The organism is Haliea sp. E17 (genome assembly GCF_048323675.1).
Lineage (GTDB): Bacteria > Pseudomonadota > Gammaproteobacteria > Pseudomonadales > Halieaceae > Mangrovimicrobium.
Window position 1 is genome coordinate 1,182,628 of sequence record NZ_JBLWFK010000002.1, and the last position, 15,592, is coordinate 1,198,219.

12 protein-coding genes are annotated in these 15,592 nt (G+C 66.6%); 6 read left to right on the top strand and 6 right to left on the bottom strand.

Annotated features, from left to right (window positions below):
- Positions 1-48: 48 nt before the first annotated feature.
- Genes ACNKU3_RS08355 through ACNKU3_RS08365 form a run of 3 tightly spaced genes read right to left on the bottom strand, consistent with a single transcriptional unit; the run spans position 49 to position 4,644 of the window.
- Positions 49-1,098 carry an efflux RND transporter periplasmic adaptor subunit gene (locus ACNKU3_RS08355; protein WP_418258956.1) on the bottom strand — a complete coding sequence of 350 codons (1,050 nt, stop codon included), beginning with the start codon at positions 1,096-1,098 and terminating at the stop codon, positions 49-51.
- Positions 1,098-4,412 carry an efflux RND transporter permease subunit gene (locus ACNKU3_RS08360; RefSeq protein ID WP_418258957.1) on the bottom strand — a complete coding sequence of 1,105 codons (3,315 nt, stop codon included), beginning with the start codon at positions 4,410-4,412 and terminating at the stop codon, positions 1,098-1,100. The genes ACNKU3_RS08355 and ACNKU3_RS08360 overlap by 1 nt, the downstream gene beginning before the upstream one ends.
- A gap of 28 nt (positions 4,413-4,440) precedes the next feature.
- The gene (locus tag ACNKU3_RS08365) at positions 4,441-4,644 is read right to left on the bottom strand and encodes a DUF2892 domain-containing protein (RefSeq protein WP_418258958.1); all 204 of its coding nucleotides are present in this window, start codon (positions 4,642-4,644) and stop codon (positions 4,441-4,443) included.
- A gap of 310 nt (positions 4,645-4,954) precedes the next feature.
- Between ACNKU3_RS08365 and ACNKU3_RS08370 the strand changes: the two genes are divergently transcribed.
- From ACNKU3_RS08370 to ACNKU3_RS08380, 3 genes are read left to right on the top strand one after another with little or no spacing between them, the layout of a single operon-like run.
- Positions 4,955-5,683 carry a fumarate reductase cytochrome b subunit gene (locus tag ACNKU3_RS08370; protein ID WP_418258959.1) on the top strand — a complete coding sequence of 243 codons (729 nt, stop codon included), beginning with the start codon at positions 4,955-4,957 and terminating at the stop codon, positions 5,681-5,683.
- A 33-nt stretch (positions 5,684-5,716) separates the two neighbouring features.
- Entirely contained in the window at positions 5,717-7,729 is a 2,013-nt protein-coding gene (locus ACNKU3_RS08375) for a fumarate reductase flavoprotein subunit (RefSeq protein ID WP_418258960.1), read from the top strand.
- Complete coding sequence (locus ACNKU3_RS08380; protein WP_418258961.1) at positions 7,726-8,490, top strand: fumarate reductase iron-sulfur subunit; 765 nt, start codon at positions 7,726-7,728, stop codon at positions 8,488-8,490. Before ACNKU3_RS08375 ends, ACNKU3_RS08380 begins: the two co-directional genes overlap by 4 nt.
- A gap of 42 nt (positions 8,491-8,532) precedes the next feature.
- On the opposite strand, the gene ACNKU3_RS08385 is transcribed toward ACNKU3_RS08380, so the two are convergent.
- On the bottom strand, positions 8,533-9,426 hold the full coding sequence (locus ACNKU3_RS08385) for a ribose-phosphate diphosphokinase (protein WP_418258962.1): 894 nt from the start codon (positions 9,424-9,426) through the stop codon (positions 8,533-8,535).
- Positions 9,427-9,428: 2 nt separating this feature from the next.
- Positions 9,429-11,012: a thymidine phosphorylase family protein gene (locus ACNKU3_RS08390; RefSeq protein WP_418258963.1), complete on the bottom strand. Its 1,584-nt coding sequence runs from the start codon at positions 11,010-11,012 to the stop codon at positions 9,429-9,431.
- Between the two features lie 252 nt (positions 11,013-11,264).
- Here ACNKU3_RS08390 and ACNKU3_RS08395 point away from each other — a divergent pair, with 252 nt between their 5' ends.
- From ACNKU3_RS08395 to ACNKU3_RS08405, 3 genes are all read left to right on the top strand, one after another.
- Positions 11,265-12,899: a L,D-transpeptidase family protein gene (locus ACNKU3_RS08395; protein WP_418258964.1), complete on the top strand. Its 1,635-nt coding sequence runs from the start codon at positions 11,265-11,267 to the stop codon at positions 12,897-12,899.
- A gap of 102 nt (positions 12,900-13,001) precedes the next feature.
- On the top strand, positions 13,002-13,550 hold the full coding sequence (locus ACNKU3_RS08400) for a DUF882 domain-containing protein (protein WP_418258965.1): 549 nt from the start codon (positions 13,002-13,004) through the stop codon (positions 13,548-13,550).
- Between the two features lie 31 nt (positions 13,551-13,581).
- The gene (locus tag ACNKU3_RS08405; protein ID WP_418258966.1) at positions 13,582-14,148 is read left to right on the top strand and encodes a Tll0287-like domain-containing protein; all 567 of its coding nucleotides are present in this window, start codon (positions 13,582-13,584) and stop codon (positions 14,146-14,148) included.
- A gap of 47 nt (positions 14,149-14,195) precedes the next feature.
- On the opposite strand, the gene ACNKU3_RS08410 is transcribed toward ACNKU3_RS08405, so the two are convergent.
- Positions 14,196-15,578, bottom strand: a complete 1,383-nt coding sequence (locus ACNKU3_RS08410; RefSeq protein WP_418258967.1) for a DUF1329 domain-containing protein — start codon at positions 15,576-15,578, stop codon at positions 14,196-14,198.
- Between the last annotated feature and the right edge of the window lie 14 nt (positions 15,579-15,592).

Here is a 15,592-nt window from a genome sequence, read left to right on the forward strand (position 1 = left end):
CCCGGCGCACTGCCAGCGGCTGCAAGGCCGTCCGCCGGGGCAAGCTGCTTACTGCAGGGGAACCGGCAATACGGCGTCGCCCGCGGAGAGCCCCGATACCACTTCCAGCATGCCCTCGCCGGAGGGTCGGCCGAGGCGCACGAAGCGGCGCACCGCCTTGTCCTGCTCCGCCACCCAGACTACGTCGAGCTGTCCGACGCGGGCGACCCGGTCAGCGGGAATCAGCAGGCGTTCCCGTTCACCCGCCGGTACCCGGACCCGCGCATACATCCCGGGCATCAGCGATTTTTCCGAAGGCAGCAGGGCCTTGACCAGGAAACTGCGCGAGCCGGGATCGGCCGCGGGCACGATTTCCTCGATCCTTGCCGTGTAGGTCCGGCCCAGCGAGGGAATTTCAACCTCCAGTTCCGTACCGGTCTGCAGCGACAGCGCCAGTTGCTCCCGGACGCGCGCCTCGACCCGCAGCGAAAAGGGATTGTAGAGGGAGAGCAGCTTGGCCCCGGGGGACGCGGTATCCCCGGGTTCCGCGAAGCGGTCCACCACCCGCCCGGCAATGGGCGAGCGAATTTCACTGAAGGCAACCGCCGCCTCGGACTCCTCCAGGGCCTGCCGCGCGGAGGAGAGCTCCGCCTCCAGCGAAGCGGCGTCGGCACGCGCCGCGTCGCGATCGGCGATCGCGATCAGGCCGCGCTGGTGTAATTCCTCTGCGCGCCGCAGGTTCTCGCGCGCCTCGGTGAGGCGTGCCTCCACGGCTCGGATGCGATCCCGCGCCTGCTGCGCGCGCGCCAGCAGGTCCTTTTTCTCCAGGGTCAGGAGCAACTGCCCTTCCTCCACCTGGTCACCCGCGCGCACCTCGACGCTGGTGATGCGGGCCAGCAGCCGGGAGGAGATCAGCGTGGTCTCCTTGGCTTCCACCGACGCGGGCACCGGCTCACTGTAGGCGGCGATTTCACTGACAACGGGAAACGCCCCCTCCATCGACACGTCGGCCGGGGGCGCCAGGGCCGGCTCGATCCGCTCGCTGAAGGTACCGGCCATCCACGCCACCACCAGGACCAGGCCAACCAGGGCAAGCAGCGGCAACATCAATTTTTTCATTACTTGGACTCCTCCGGCGGCAGCCCGGGGTTCTCTGCCAGCTTGTCCTGTGCGCCGTATACCAGCAGGTAAACGACGGGAACCACCACCAGGGTAAACGCGGTTGAGGCGACAATACCGAAAATAATAGCCAGCGCGAGCCCGGAAAATACCGGGTCGAGAATAATCACCAGGTTGCCGAGCAGCGTGGTGCCCGCCGTCAGCAGCACCGGGCGCATGCGCACCGACCCCGCCTGCAGCACCGCGTCGCGGATAGTCGCGCCGGCCGCCCGCGCCTGGGTGATGAATTCGACCAGGATCAGCGAATTGCGCACCACGATCCCCGCGAGCGCGATCATGCCGATCATCGCCGTCGCGGTGAACAGCACCGGGTCCGGCGCCCCTGCGACGACGCGCTCACCGACCTGGTTCGTCATCCAGAAGCCGGGCATGATGCCGATGACGGTCAGCGGGATCGCCAGCATGATGATCAGCGACAGCGAGGTGGAACCGGTCTGCACCCGCAACAGGAAAAATATCGCGGCCAGGGCGAAGGCGTAGCCCAGGCCCATGTCGCGGAACACGTCCACGGTGATCCGCCACTCGCCCTCCCCGGTCCACGACAGCTCGGTGCCCGCGGGCATGCGCCAGCCATCGCCCGCACCGCTGCCGAGGAATGTCCGGTTCTTCCAGTGCCCCCCCTCCCCTGCGGCCGCACCGCGGTCCGCATGCACGTCGGCAATCACCTCCGCGGGCGTGCGGCCATTGAGTTCCGCGGTTACGTAAACCACCGGGCGCAGGTCCTTGCGGTGAATGGCCTGGTCCGCCAGGCCGGTTGCGAATTCGCCCAGCTCGCCAATCGCCACCAGCGGCTGCGGCGCGACATCCAGGCCCTGCGCGGTGCTGGTTTTCGCCACGCCCTGGCGCCCGCGCACCAGCAGTCGGTCAAAATCGCTTTGCGCCACGCGCTGGGTCGGCTGCAGGCGCAGTTCGATCGGCAGGGGGCGGGATTCGCGCTCCAGTTGCAGGTAGCCGGCGATATAGCCCGCGTTGGCCATGGCCAGGGTCTGCGCGATGTCGTCGGTGGACACCCCGGACAGCGCCGCCTTCTGGCGATCGGTGACAAAGCGCAATCGCTGCCGGTCGGCCTCGATGGTGGAATCGATCTCCACCACGTGGGCCTCCCGGGCAAGCCGCGCCATCAACTGCCGGGCGGCGTCCTTCTGGGCTGCATAGGGCGTAAGCGGTTCGCCGTAGATCTCCGCGACCAGGGTGCTCATCACCGGCGGGCCCGGAGGCACCTCGACCACCTTGATGCTCACGCCATCGCGACTGTAGGGCGCCAGCAACTGGCGCAGGCGCAATACCAGCGCGTGGGACTGGTGGCTGCGCTCGCTCTTGTCCGCCAGGGTCAGGCGCAGTTCGCCGAACTGCGGTCCCTCGCGCATGTAGTAGCGGCGCACCAGGCCGTTGAAGTCGATGGGTGACGCGGTTCCGACGAAGGCGGCGATCGCCCGCACTTCCGGCACGCGGTGCAGTTCCGCCGCGATGTCACGCACCACGGCGCTGGTGCGCTCGAGACTCGCGCTCTCGGGCATATCCACCAGCACCTGCACCTCGTTCTTGTTGTCGAAGGGCAGCAGTTTGAGCGGCACCATGCGCAGCACAGGCAGCATGGCGGTGGCAACGAACAGCAGGCCCACTACCCAGAGCAGGAGCTTGCCCCGCCCGCGGTGGTCCAGCAGGGGGGCCATCAGTTTCTGGTAGAGGTCCGCCCCCGGCCGCGGCGCCTCATCATCGGTGAGCGGTTCGGTGAGGAGCCGGCTGGCCAGCCAGGGCGTCACCAGGAAGGCGACCAGCGTACTGGTAATGACGCTCACCGGGACGTTGAAGGCCATCGGCGCCATGTAGGGCCCCATCATCCCGCTGATGAAGGCCAGCGGCAGGAAAGCCACCACGATGGTCAGGGTCGACATGACCAGCGGAATGCGAATCTCCGCGATCGCCCCTACCACCCGCTGCTGCAGCGACAGGCTCTTGCGCGCCATGAAGCGGCTGATGTTGTCCACGCCGGTAATCGGGTCATCTACCAGCAGGCCCAGCGACAGGATCAGGGCAAACAGGGTGACCCGGTTGATGGTGTAGCCCAGCGCCATATCCAGCGCCAGGGTAATGCCGTAGCAGATGGGCACGGCGAGGCCGACCACCACCGCCGGTCGCCAACCGAGGAACACCCCGACGAAAACCACCACGGTGAAAATGGCAAAGCCCAGGCTGCTGGCGAGGTTGTTCACTTTCTCGTTGGCGGTCTGGCCATAGTCGCGCAGGACTTCCACCTGTATTTCCGGCGGCAACAGCTGCGCCTTCAGTTCCTCGACCATCCGGTGTACGTCGCGCGCCACGCTGACAGCGTTGCTGCCGCGCTGCTTGGCGACCGAGATCGCAAACATCGGCCGGTCGCTCATCTCGCCCTGTGGATGGTCCGCCGTAAAATCGATCCAGGTGTAGCTGTCGGCCTCCTCGGGCCCGTCCACGATCGCCGCGACATCACTGAGGTATACCGGCACACCGTCGATCACGTTGACGACGAGACTGTTCAATTCCCATGTGGAGCGCAGTACGTCGCCGCCCTCGAGCGCGATCGAATCATTGTGCAGCGCCCAGCCCCCTGCCTCATGCAGGACATTGGACACCGCCAGCGCGCCGACGATGTCCTGGGCGGTGGTCTGCCGCGCGCCCAGGCTCTCCGGGTCGAGCAGGATGCGCAGGGTGCGCGGCCTGCCGCCGACCACGTTGACCTGGCTGGTGCTCGGAATGCCCTGCAGGAAGGTGGAGAGTTCATCGGCGATGCGGCGCAACTCGTAATCGCTGTAGCGCTGCGCATCCTCGCTCCACAGGCCGAGCATGACGATGGGTACGTCGTCCACTTCCACCGGGCGCACCACCCAGCCGGCGACCACTGGTGGCACCTGGTCGGCGTTGGAGTAAAGCTTGTTGTAGGTATTGAGTATCGAGTCCTCGCGGTCTTCACCCACGTAGAAGCGCAGGGTAGCGGAGGCCCTCCCGGTCATGGATGTCGAGTAGACGTGTTCCACCCCCGGGATTTGCGCCAGCAGTTTCTCCAGCGGAATGGTGACCTGCCGCTCCACCTGCTGCGCGCTGAGACCGGGAGCCTGCACCAGTACGTCGACCATCGGCACGACAATCTGCGGCTCTTCCTCGCGCGGTGTGTAAAGCAGGGACAGGATGCCGGCGAGAACGCCGACAACGAAAATGAGTTTCGGTAAGCCGCCGCCCAGCGCATAGCCGACCAGGCGATCCAGGGGATGCGTCATAGGGTCGATCGGTTAACGCGGCGAAGGCTCAGGAGAACGCGCAGCCGGGCTGCCTGCCGAACTTGCGCAGGATCATGGCCAGGGGGCAGAAACCGGTGAAGGCAGCCTGCAGCATGTTGGCGCCGACAAAGGCGGTCACCCAGAGCCAGTACACGGAATGCACCTGGCTGAGCAGCAGGCTCAGCAGGATAAACGTTCCGGCAAACGCAAACACCAGCCTGTCGATATTCATGATCGCTCGCTCTCCGCAAACCGATGGCAACTGCATCCGTGGACGATTGGGGCCAGACAGTCCCTTGCAACCCTGGCGACCAGTATAGCCCCGGGCACGCTGGATTGAACAACCCGCCTGAAACAATTCCAGCGCCTGCCCGCCTGTACCACAGTTGTCCGCCCCCTCTACGGCCACACCAGCCGCGCCTCCCATGCCGGTTCTTTCCCGGTAACCAACTGCTATAGTTGATGGCCAGGGACAACCATCCGGGGCACCTGTTTTCAATTATGCAAAGAGCCGGCCCATACCCGCTGTTACCGGGCGTCGCGTGAACCAAAGACGCTGGCCGGTCATCGTCGACGTCGTACAGGGAGCCAGCGGCCTGTTCCTGGTGCTGTTCATGTGGGCGCACATGTTCCTGGTCTCCAGCATCCTGGTCAGCAAGGACGCCATGTACCGGGTGGCCCGCCTGTTCGAGGGCGAGCCACTGTTTGGCCAATCCTACCCCGGTCTGGTCAGCGCTTTCGCCATCCTGGTCTTCAGCATCATCGCCATCCACGCCCTGCTTGCCCTGCGCCGCTTTCCCCACAGCGCCAGCCAGTACCACAGCATTCACAGCCACATTGGCCGCCTGCGCCACGGCGACACCACCCTCTGGTACGTGCAGGTGGTGACCGGTTTCGCGCTGATGTTCCTGGCGCCGGTGCATCTCTACCAGCTGGCGATGCATCCCGCCGACATCGGTCCCTACGCCTCATCGGACCGGGTGTGGACCGGCATGCTGTGGCCGCTGTACCTGGTCATGCTGTTCGCCGTCGAATTGCACGCCGGTATCGGCATCTACCGCCTGGTGATCAAGTGGGGGCTGTTCCTGGGCGACAATCCCAAACGCAACCGGCGGCGCCTGCAGCGCATCAAGTGGGCGCTCACCGCATTTTTCCTGGTGCTGGGACTGGCCACCCTGGCCGCCTACATGAAAATCGGCGCGGCGCACGCGGAGCGCGCCGGGGAACGCTACGTGCCGGGTTGGCAGGAGGGCAATACCGTCCATGAGTGACTTCGAACCATCCACGACCGCCAGGTGTGCGCGATGCAGACGATCTATACCGACGCCCTGGTAATCGGCGGCGGTCTCGCCGGCCTGCGCGCCGCGATCGGCGTGCGCCGCCGCGGCTTCGAGGCCATCGTCCTCAGCCTGGTGCCGCCCAAGCGCTCCCACTCGGCTGCGGCCCAGGGCGGCATGCAGGCCAGTCTGGGCAATACCCACAAGGGCTGGGGCGACAACGAGGATGTGCACTTCGCGGACACGGTAAAGGGCAGCGACTGGGGCTGCGACCAGGCGGTCGCGCGGATGTTCGTCCATACCGCGCCGAAGGCGGTCCGCGAACTCGCCGCCTGGGGCGTACCCTGGGGCCGGGTGGAGCGCGGCGGCCACGAACACGTGATCAACGGCAAGCGGGTGGTGGTGGAAGAACGGGAAGACGCCCACGGCCTGATCGCCGCGCGCAACTTTGGCGGCACCCAGAAGTGGCGGACCTGTTTCGTCTCCGACGGCACCGGCCACTCCATGCTGTACACCATGAGCAACCAGGCGATCGCGGAAAACATCCCGGTGCACGAGCGCATGGAGGCCATCTCGCTGATCCACGACGGCGAGCGCTGCCACGGCGCCGTGGTGCGCAACCTGGTCACCGGGGAACTGCTGACCTATGTCGCCCGGGTAACCTGTATCGCCACCGGCGGCTACGGCAGGCTCTACCGCGCGACGACCAACGCGGTGATCAACGAAGGGATGGGGACGGCCATCGCGCTGGAGACCGGTGTCGCGGCGCTCGGCAACATGGAAGCGGTGCAATTCCACCCCACCGGGATTTTCCCCGCGGGGATTCTCGTCACCGAAGGCTGCCGCGGCGACGGCGGCCTGCTGCTCGATCGCGACGAACACCGTTTCATGCCGGACTACGAACCGGAAAAACAGGAGCTCGCCTCGCGCGACGTGGTCTCCCGCTGGATGGAACACCACATCCACGCGGGCCGGGGCGTGCAGAGCCGCTTCGGCGAGCACCTGTGGCTGGACATCCGCCTGCTCGGCAAGAAACATATCGAGGGCAAACTGCGGGAAGTGAAGGAGATCTGCGAGTACTTCCTCGGCATCGACCCGGTCACCTCCCTGATACCGGTACGCCCCTGCCAGCACTACTCGATGGGCGGCGTGCGCACCGGGCACACCGGGGAATCGCCACAGCTGAAGGGCCTGTTCGCCGCCGGCGAAGCTGCCTGCTGGGATATCCACGGCTTCAACCGCCTCGGCGGCAACTCGGTGGCGGAGACCGTGGTAGCCGGGATGATCGTCGGGGAATACATGGCGGACGCCGTCGCGGACAGCGCCGCCATCGATGTCTCCACCGCGCTGCTGCGGGACGCACAGGACACCCAGGCCCGGCGCCTCGCCGCCTATGGCAACAGCGGCGGCAGCGAGAACCCCTTTGCCATCCGGCGCGAGATGCAGGAACTGATGAGCCGCAATGTCGGCATCTTCCGCAACGGCGAGCGGCTGCAGCAGGCGGTGGACGGCCTGATCGCGCTGCGCCAGCGCGCGCGCAACATCCGCGTGAACAGCGCGCTGCGCGGCAACAACCCGGAACTGGTCGCGGCCTACCGGGTGAACAGCATGCTGCGCCTGAGCCTGTGCATCGCCCGCGGTGCCCTGGCGCGCGAAGAGAGTCGCGGCGCCCATTTCCGCGAGGATTTCCAGCTGCGCGACGACCGCAACTGGCTGTGCCGCACGCTGGCGACCTGGAACATGCGGGACGACGACGGTCCCCGGCTCGACTACGAACCACTGGATATCGCGAGGATGGAACTGCCCCCGGGCTGGCGCGGCTATGGCGCGAAGGAGCGCATCGAACACCCGGATAGCGCAGCGCGCCAGGCCGAGGTCGATGCGGTCAACGCGCGCCATGAAAACGGCGACCGCTTCGCCCGCCAGCGCGCGTTGATGCCCTTTACCGACCTGCTGCCGGAAACCCTGCGCGGGCGCAACGCGCGGCTCGGCGAGGACGAGGCAGGCCGACCCACCACCAGCACAGGGGCTTCCACTTGAATCGCATCCCGCTGAAAAACCTCGACGGACCCGGCGGCGGCACCCTGCGCCGCCTCGGCGTGCGCATCCTGCGCCACAACCCGCAGGACCCCGCGTCGCAGCCGGCGCTGCAGCGCTTCGAGATCGAAGAGGCGGAATCGATGACCCTGTTCATCCTGCTCAACGAAATCCGCGAGAACCTCGACCCCAGCCTGCAGTTCGATTTCGTCTGCCGCGCCGGCATCTGCGGCAGCTGCGGCATGCTGGTCAACGGCCGGCCGCAGCTCGCCTGCCGTACGCTGACCAGCCAGTTGCCAGCGGAGATCACCCTGGCGCCCCTGCCCGGCTTCGAGCTGATCGGCGACCTGTCGGTGGACACCGGCAAGTGGATGCGGCAGATGAGCGAGCGCCTGGAAACCTGGATTCACAGCCAGGAAGCGGAGCGCGACTTCTGCGCCATGGAAGAACCCATGGAAGCGGCGGTGGCGGACAAAATCTACGAACTGGAGCGCTGCATCGAGTGCGGCTGCTGTATCGCCGCCTGCGGCACCGCGCAGATGCATCCCGAGTTTGTCGGCGCGGTGGGCATCAACCAGCTGGCCCGCTTCCACATCGACCCGCGGGATGATCGCGACGACGCGGCCTACTACGAAGTCCTGGGCAGCGAGGACGGGGTGTTCGGCTGCATGACCCTGCTCGGCTGTGAGGACATGTGCCCCAAGGAACTGCCGCTGGCCCAGCAGATTGCCTACATGCGCAGGAAAATGGCCCGGGCGCCGTAAACCGTATCATTCATGTGAATAGTCCGCCCTGCCAATAATCCCCTATTGCAACAGCGGCAGCAGTGCCTGGCTGAGCACCGGCGCCATGTCGATGGCGTTGCTGGCGTGGCTGATACAGTCGGTACTCCAGACTTCCCCCACCCCCGCCGCGCGCAGCACCTCCAGTGCATCGCCGGCGAACAGGGCGTGGGTAACGGCGACATCCACCGACGCCGCCCCTGCCTGCAACAGCAGTTCACAGGCCCGGGCCAGGGTGCGCCCCGAGCTGGCCACGTCGTCCATCAATACGACCTGGCGCCCGGCGACCGCGATATCCGGCAGCGCGATCTCGACCTGCTTGTCCCCGTGGCGCTGTTTGCTGCAGACGCCGTAATCGCAGCCGAGCTGGCTCGCCGCCATCTCCACCCACTGCCGGGATTCCGCATCCGGCCCGATCAACAGGGGCTCGTCGCGCCGGCGCCCGATCAGTTCCGCCAGCCGCGGCGCGCCGTGCAACGCGATGGCGTGCTCCCCGGGAATCGCCTCGCTCAGTTCGCGGATACGGTGCAGGTGCGGATCGACCGTGATCACACCGTCGAACAGCTCGGCGAGGAAAGCCCCGATCACTTTCTGGCTGACGATCTCGCCGGGATGGAAGGCGATGTCCTGGCGCATATAGGCCAGGTAGGGCGCGACCAGCAGGAGGCTGGACACTCCCAACTGGCGGGCGTGACGGGCGATCAGCAGCAGCTCGATCAACTTGTCGTTGGGGCGATCGAGGCTGCGGTAGACCACCAGTGTTTGCGGCAGCGCATCGCCCTCGGCAAACGGCAGGGCCAGTCGCAACTCCTGGTCGGGGAAGCGATGGACCTGGTAGGCCGCGCAGGCCAGGCCGCTGGCACGCGCCAGGCGCTCGGCGGCCGGCGCTTCATCCTCGCTGTAGACCAGCAGTGCCATCCTCAGAACTCCACGAACACCTGGGCCACCTGCTCCGCCGCGCCGATGGTGTAACCGCTGGACTTGTCGCAGGCCTGGCGGGCGAAGGCCATCTCCGTGGGATAGGCAGCGTACACCCGGTACAGCGTATCGCCAGCCGCGACCGTGTCGCCCAGTTTCACCAGCAGGTCGACGCCGGCCCCCGGTGCCTTGGGCGCCCCGGCAAAGCGGGCGATACGCGCCACCTGCTGGTTGTCGATACCCACCACCGTCCCGGCTTGCGCCGCCTGCACCTCGAAGCTCAGCGGCGACAGGTTGGGCTTCTCCGGGTCGAAATTCTTTGATCCCTGCGCTTCGATGATTGCGCGCATTTTCTGCAAAGCGCGGCCGGAATCGAGAATATCCCGGGCGATGGCAAAACCGTCACCGCCGCGCACATCCGGGTCGAACTCCAGCATGCGCCCGGCCAGGCGCAGGGCTTTCTGGCGCAGGTCCGCAGGCGCCTGCGGATGGTTTTCCAGCACCCGCATCACATCCCGCGCCTCCAGCACCGGGCCGATGCCACTGCCGATCGGCTGGCGGCCATCGGTGATGACCACGTCGATCACCAGCCCCATGCGCCCGGCGACAAATTCAAACAGCTTGCGCAGGCGCTGCGCCTCCGGCATGGAGCGGACCTTGGCGGTCGGGCCGATGGGAATATCCAGCAGCAGGTGGCTGGAGCCGGCGGAAATTTTCTTCGACAGGATCGAGGCGACCATCTGTCCCGGGGAATCGATGGACAGCGGCCGCTCCACGGAGATCAGGACATCGTCGGCCGGGGAAAGATCACTGGTACCGCCCCAGGCCAGGCAGCCGCGATGCCGGTGTACGATCTCCTTGAGCTGTTCGAAGGGCATTTCCACCGCGGCCAGCACCTCCATGGTGTCGGCCGTGCCCGCCGGGGAAGTAATGGCGCGGGAAGAGGTTTTCGGGCACAGCATGTGATGGGCAGCGACAATCGGCACCACCAGCATGGATGTACGGTTGCCCGGGATACCGCCGATACAGTGCTTGTCCACCACCGGGTGCTCGTGCCAGTCCAGGCGTCGGCCGACATTGCTCATGGCATCGGTGAGGTAGAACACCTCCTCCCGGTCCAGCTCGCCCTGGTTGCAGGCCACCACGAAGGCGGTCAGCTCGATCTTCGAGTAGCGGTGGTTGGCGATGTCCTCGACGATGCCGGCAAAGTCCTCGTGGTTGAGGCGCTCGCCGTCGATCTTGCGGTGCAGGGCCGGGATCGAGCGCGGCGGTTCCGCCTGTGACACCGTCACCGCGTGCCCGTCGGCCACCCCCAATTGCACGAAGGCATCCTCCGACAGACCCAGTTGCTGGCAGGCGACGATGGCGGCATCGTCCACCACGTTAAGACTGGCGAGAATACATTTGCCGTTGGCGCGCACCTCCACCTTGGAGAGCGCCTGGAAACCCTCGGCGCGGTAGATCTCGCAATCGCGGTGCAAATAAGCCACGTTTTCGCGGTAGGTATCGATACCCACCCGGCGCAGGGTCAGTGGCAGCGTCGCCTTGTCGGTTGCGGCGGGCTCCGGCTTGTTCTGCTTTTTCATCCAGCGACTCACAGTGTATACATAACAACAGTATAAACTGCCTTGGCGCCAGTTCAGAGCGGTCGGCTGCGGCGACCGGGCAGCGGGCCGGAACCGTCCGCCAGGCACTATACTGGGCGGACCCGACGAACCGACAGGCACCCGGCAAATTCACCTGTGTACTCTGACCGACAGAACTGTGCAATGACCCTGGCGAGCTCCGCCAGCATCCCCACCGGAAGCGGGTGGCGCAGCAGGCTCGGGTGCCTGGCCGTGACAGCCTGCCTGCTGGCAATCGCAATCGTGCCGGTGGCCCGGGCCGATACTGCGGCAGAAATCCGCCGCGCCCTCACCGCTCCCGCGCAGGAAGCCTGGCCCGGTTCGGCAAGCAGGGCGGCGACCGGCGCCGTAGAGGCGTTCTACCAGCGGCGGGGTTACCTGCCCGCCTGGCAGGGCACCAGCGGCGAGATGACTGCGCAGGCGCTGGCACTGCGCGAGGCCATCGCTGCCAGCAGCGCCCACGGCCTCGATCCGCGTAATTACCACCTGACCGGGATTGACCGGCTGTGGCCAGCGCAGCAGGACAGCGACCAGGCGCGCCTCGACCTGCTGCTCACCGACGCCCTGGCGCAGCTGGCACTCGACCTCTACCAGGGCCGTACCGACCCGGCGAGCGTGGACCCGGAATGGCACATTCCGGTGTCACAGCTGGATATCGCCCCCATTCTCGACAGCGCACCGTCCAGTCCCGATCTGGCCGCACTGCTGCAGCGCCTGGCCCCGCCCGGTGCAGTGTACGCACAGCTGCAGGCAGCCCTGTTGCACTACCGCGAACTGGCACGGCAGGGCGATTGGCCCACCCTGCCCCCGGGCCCCACCCTGCGCCCGGGAGACCGCGACCAGCGAATCCTGGCCCTGCGGGAGCGCCTGCGAGCCGAGGGCTATGCCAGCGAGCGGGCAGTCGGCGACCCCCAGGCTTATGACACGCCCCTGGAGCAGGCTGTACTGCGCTTCCAGCGCCTGCATACCCTGGTCGCCGATGGTCTGGTCGGCAAACGCACGACAGCTGCGCTGAACGTGCCCCTGGCAGGGCGTATCGGCGAGATCCAGCTGAATCTCGAACGCTGGCGCTGGCTGCCGCGCCAGTGGCCGCAGCGCTATGTGCTGATCAACACCGCGGCCTTCGAACTGCAGGCGGTGCGCGATGGCGAGCGGGAGCTGGATATGCGGGTCATTGTCGGGCGCCCGCAGCGTTCCACGCCGGCAATGGTCAGCGCGATCAGGGGGATCACCGTGAATCCCTACTGGAACGTGCCGGAAAGTATTGCCCGCAAGGACCTGGTGCCGGCCCAGATTCGCAATCCCGATTACCTGGCCTCGCGCCAGATCCGGATATTCGCGAACTGGTCCCCGGGTGCCGCCGAACTCGACCCCGCACAGGTGGACTGGGAAGCCCTGCGCAACCGGCACTTCCCCTACTACCTGCGCCAGGAACCGGGGCCGAAAAATGCCCTCGGACGCATCAAGTTCCTGTCCGACAACGACTTTTCGATCTACCTGCACGATACGCCGGACCGCCAGCTGTTCCAGCGCGAAGTGCGCACCTTCAGCTCCGGCTGTATTCGGGTACAGACCGCACAGGACCTCGCCTTGTGGCTGTTCGCGAACATCGAGGGCTGGAGCGATCACTACCTGCAGTCCCTGGTCGACAGCGGAATAAACCGCAATATCCTCCTGCCGCAACCGGTGCCGCTCTACCTCCTCTACCTAACCACCTGGATTGACAGCGCCAGCGGGGAGCTGCACTTCGCCGAGGACATCTACGCCCGCGACCGCCCGCTGGCGGCCCGCCTCGCCGCCCCCGCGGCGGACCCCGATTGCGGCGCAACGGAGGGTGGTGAGGGCTGATTCACCCGCGGCGCGACACGTAGTACCATGGGCCACTACCGCGAATCGCAGCCGGCCGGGTTGTGGTTTTCCCGAATCACCTGGTGCCCGAGGACTGCGCCGATGAAACGACACCTGAACCGCCGGCATTTCCTGCGCGGACTCACAGCGGGAGCGGCCCTTGCCAGCACCGGCCTCCCCACCCTTGCCAGGGCCGCTGCGGCTTCCGGCCAGCGACTGGTCGCCATGCACAACCTGCACACCGGCGAATCCCTGGAGGCCGCGTACTGGGCGGATGGCGCCCTGCGCCCGGAGGTACTGGTGCAGGTCAACCAGTTCCTGCGCGATCACCGCACCGGGGATGTCCACAGCATCGATACCGACCTGCTGGACCAGATGTACCAGCTGCAGCGCGCCAGCGGGGTCGAGCGCCCCTTCGAGATCATTTCCGGCTACCGTTCACCCGCCACCAACGCCAGCCTGCACAACGCCAGTAGCGGCGTCGCCGTCAAGAGCCTGCACATGCAGGGCAAGGCCATCGACATCCGCCTGCCCGGGGTGCGCCTGGCGCAACTGCGGGACAGCGCCCTGTCGCTGCAGGCCGGCGGCGTGGGCTACTACGCCCAGTCCGATTTCATCCATATCGATACGGGGCGGGTCCGGCGCTGGTAACGGCGGCGCCCTGCCCCGTCCGGCCACCCCGATGCAACACGCCAGACTTCTTTCCCTCCTGATCGCCGCACTGGTGGCCCCGGCAGCCAGTGTGGCTGGCGAGAATCCCGAGAGCGAGGCGCGCGCACTGGCGGCGGAGTTTGTCGCGACCCTGAAACCGCAGCTCAAGGGGGCCCTGCAGTCGGCCGGGCCGGCCGGCGCCATCGCTGTCTGCGCGGACATCGCGCCGCAAATCGCCGACGCCCTGAGCGCCTCTTCCGGCTGGCAGGTCCGGCGGGTCAGCCTGCAGGTGCGCAACGCCAGCCGCGCCTCGCCCGATCCCTGGGAACGCCAGGTGCTGGAGGATTTCGGACGCCGCCAGGCGCAGGGCGAAACGGCAGACACCCTCTACCTGGGTGAGGAGACCGGCGGCCACTACCGCTACATGCAGGCCCAGCTGGTGGAACCCCTGTGCCTGGTCTGCCACGGCGCGGAACTGAGCCAGCCGGTGCGGCAGGCCCTCCACGAGTACTATCCGGACGATACCGCCACCGGCTACAGCCTGGGCGAGGTGCGCGGGGCGATCAGCCTGAGCCGTCCGCTGGCTACCCCGCCCTAGCGCCAGCGCCCCGACCCGCAGGGACTGGCCGAACTCCTCGCGAGGCCCTAGCGCCGCACACTCTTGCGCAGGTATTCCGGCGTGAAATAGCTCTTGTCCCGGTAGGGCATGGTGTAGTCGACCTCGTCGCGCTCCAGGGTGACCCAGCGCGCCATGTAATGGCCGGAAGGCAGGTCGTGGAACATCACCGTGTGTTTGACGTAGCACTGGACGTCGTACTGGTATTCCGAGGTGAAGAAGCCGACCCGCCAGAGATTGCCGCGGCTGTCGAAATTCTCCGACAGGACAAAGTTCCAGCTGTCCTCGTCGATGTACCAGCGGCGCTTGCTGTAGGCGTGGCGCTTGCCCGGGGCCAGGTTGCCCTCCACCACCCAGACCCGGTGCAGTTCGTAACGCAGGTAATCCGGGTTGGCGTGGTTGATGGTCAGGCGGCTGTCGAGGTCGCCCGTCGAGGGGTCGTTGAAGGCGTAGTCGTGGTAGGGAATGTAGATTTCCCGCTTGCCCACCAGGGTGTAGGTAAAGCGGTCCAGCGCGCCGTTGAAACCCTCGTGGTCATCGATGGTCTGCAAGCCGCCGGGGCCATCGGGGTTGTCGTAGCCAATGGCCGGCGCCTTGCGCACGCGGCGCGTATCCGGCCGGTACTGCCAGGCGTTGCGCGAACTGTTCTTGTAGTCGATGGGTTCCTGCGCCACGGTCACCTCGCCCTTCTGCCGCGGCGGCGCCAGCCGTGCACCGTAGGCGAAGGAGATATATTCACCCACCACCTCCTCGGTAGTGGGAATGGGGTTGTCCGGGTTATTGAAGGGGATGGACTGGACGTAGTCGTTGGCCTCGTGGGCGCGCTCGCCGTTGGAGAACACACCCCAACCCTCGGAAACGCCGCCCATGGTGGCATGACAGTAATTGGTGCGGGTATTCCACAGGATTTCTTCCGGCCCGGCGGGGATCGGGAAGGCGATGCCCCCGGTGTAATGCCTGATCGCCTCGGCGTCGCTGCTGAGTTCCGTGTGCCGGGCGTTCCACGCGGCCTTTTCAACCATGCGCGGCTGGAAGGCAAAGTCCCGGTGCGAGGGATAGATATCCATGCGGAAGGTGGGATAGCGCTCGAACATGGCGATCTGTCCATCCGAGAGGTGCTCGCGGTACTGCGAGTAATTCTCCGGAGTGATCGAGAACAGCGGTTGCTCGCCGGCATAGGGATTCGGGGGTTTGGACCCCGGCCCCTGGTATTCCAGCCCGGGAGGTACACCCAGCCACTGTCCCGTCCAGGGGGGAATGCTGCCATCGGCGTTGCCGGCGGCCTCGGCGCCGAAGGGCGTCAGGTCCCCGCCCAACCGCTGCGCCTCCTCCTCGGACACCCCGGCCTGCAGCAGTGCCGGGGCCAGCAGCAAAGCGAGTGCGGCGGCGAGTTTGCAGAATCTGTAGCGCATGGCGCGTTCCTCTG

Coding starts and splice junctions, on each gene's coding strand:
- ACNKU3_RS08375 (WP_418258960.1), top strand. CDS start 5,717: ATGCAGACGATCTATACCGACGCCCTGGTAATCGGCGGCGGTCTCGCC.
- ACNKU3_RS08365 (WP_418258958.1), bottom strand. CDS start 4,644: ATGAATATCGACAGGCTGGTGTTTGCGTTTGCCGGAACGTTTATCCTG.
- ACNKU3_RS08410 (WP_418258967.1), bottom strand. CDS start 15,578: ATGCGCTACAGATTCTGCAAACTCGCCGCCGCACTCGCTTTGCTGCTG.
- ACNKU3_RS08405 (WP_418258966.1), top strand. CDS start 13,582: ATGCAACACGCCAGACTTCTTTCCCTCCTGATCGCCGCACTGGTGGCC.
- ACNKU3_RS08400 (WP_418258965.1), top strand. CDS start 13,002: ATGAAACGACACCTGAACCGCCGGCATTTCCTGCGCGGACTCACAGCG.
- ACNKU3_RS08360 (WP_418258957.1), bottom strand. CDS start 4,412: ATGACGCATCCCCTGGATCGCCTGGTCGGCTATGCGCTGGGCGGCGGC.
- ACNKU3_RS08355 (WP_418258956.1), bottom strand. CDS start 1,098: ATGAAAAAATTGATGTTGCCGCTGCTTGCCCTGGTTGGCCTGGTCCTG.
- ACNKU3_RS08385 (WP_418258962.1), bottom strand. CDS start 9,426: ATGGCACTGCTGGTCTACAGCGAGGATGAAGCGCCGGCCGCCGAGCGC.
- ACNKU3_RS08390 (WP_418258963.1), bottom strand. CDS start 11,012: ATGAAAAAGCAGAACAAGCCGGAGCCCGCCGCAACCGACAAGGCGACG.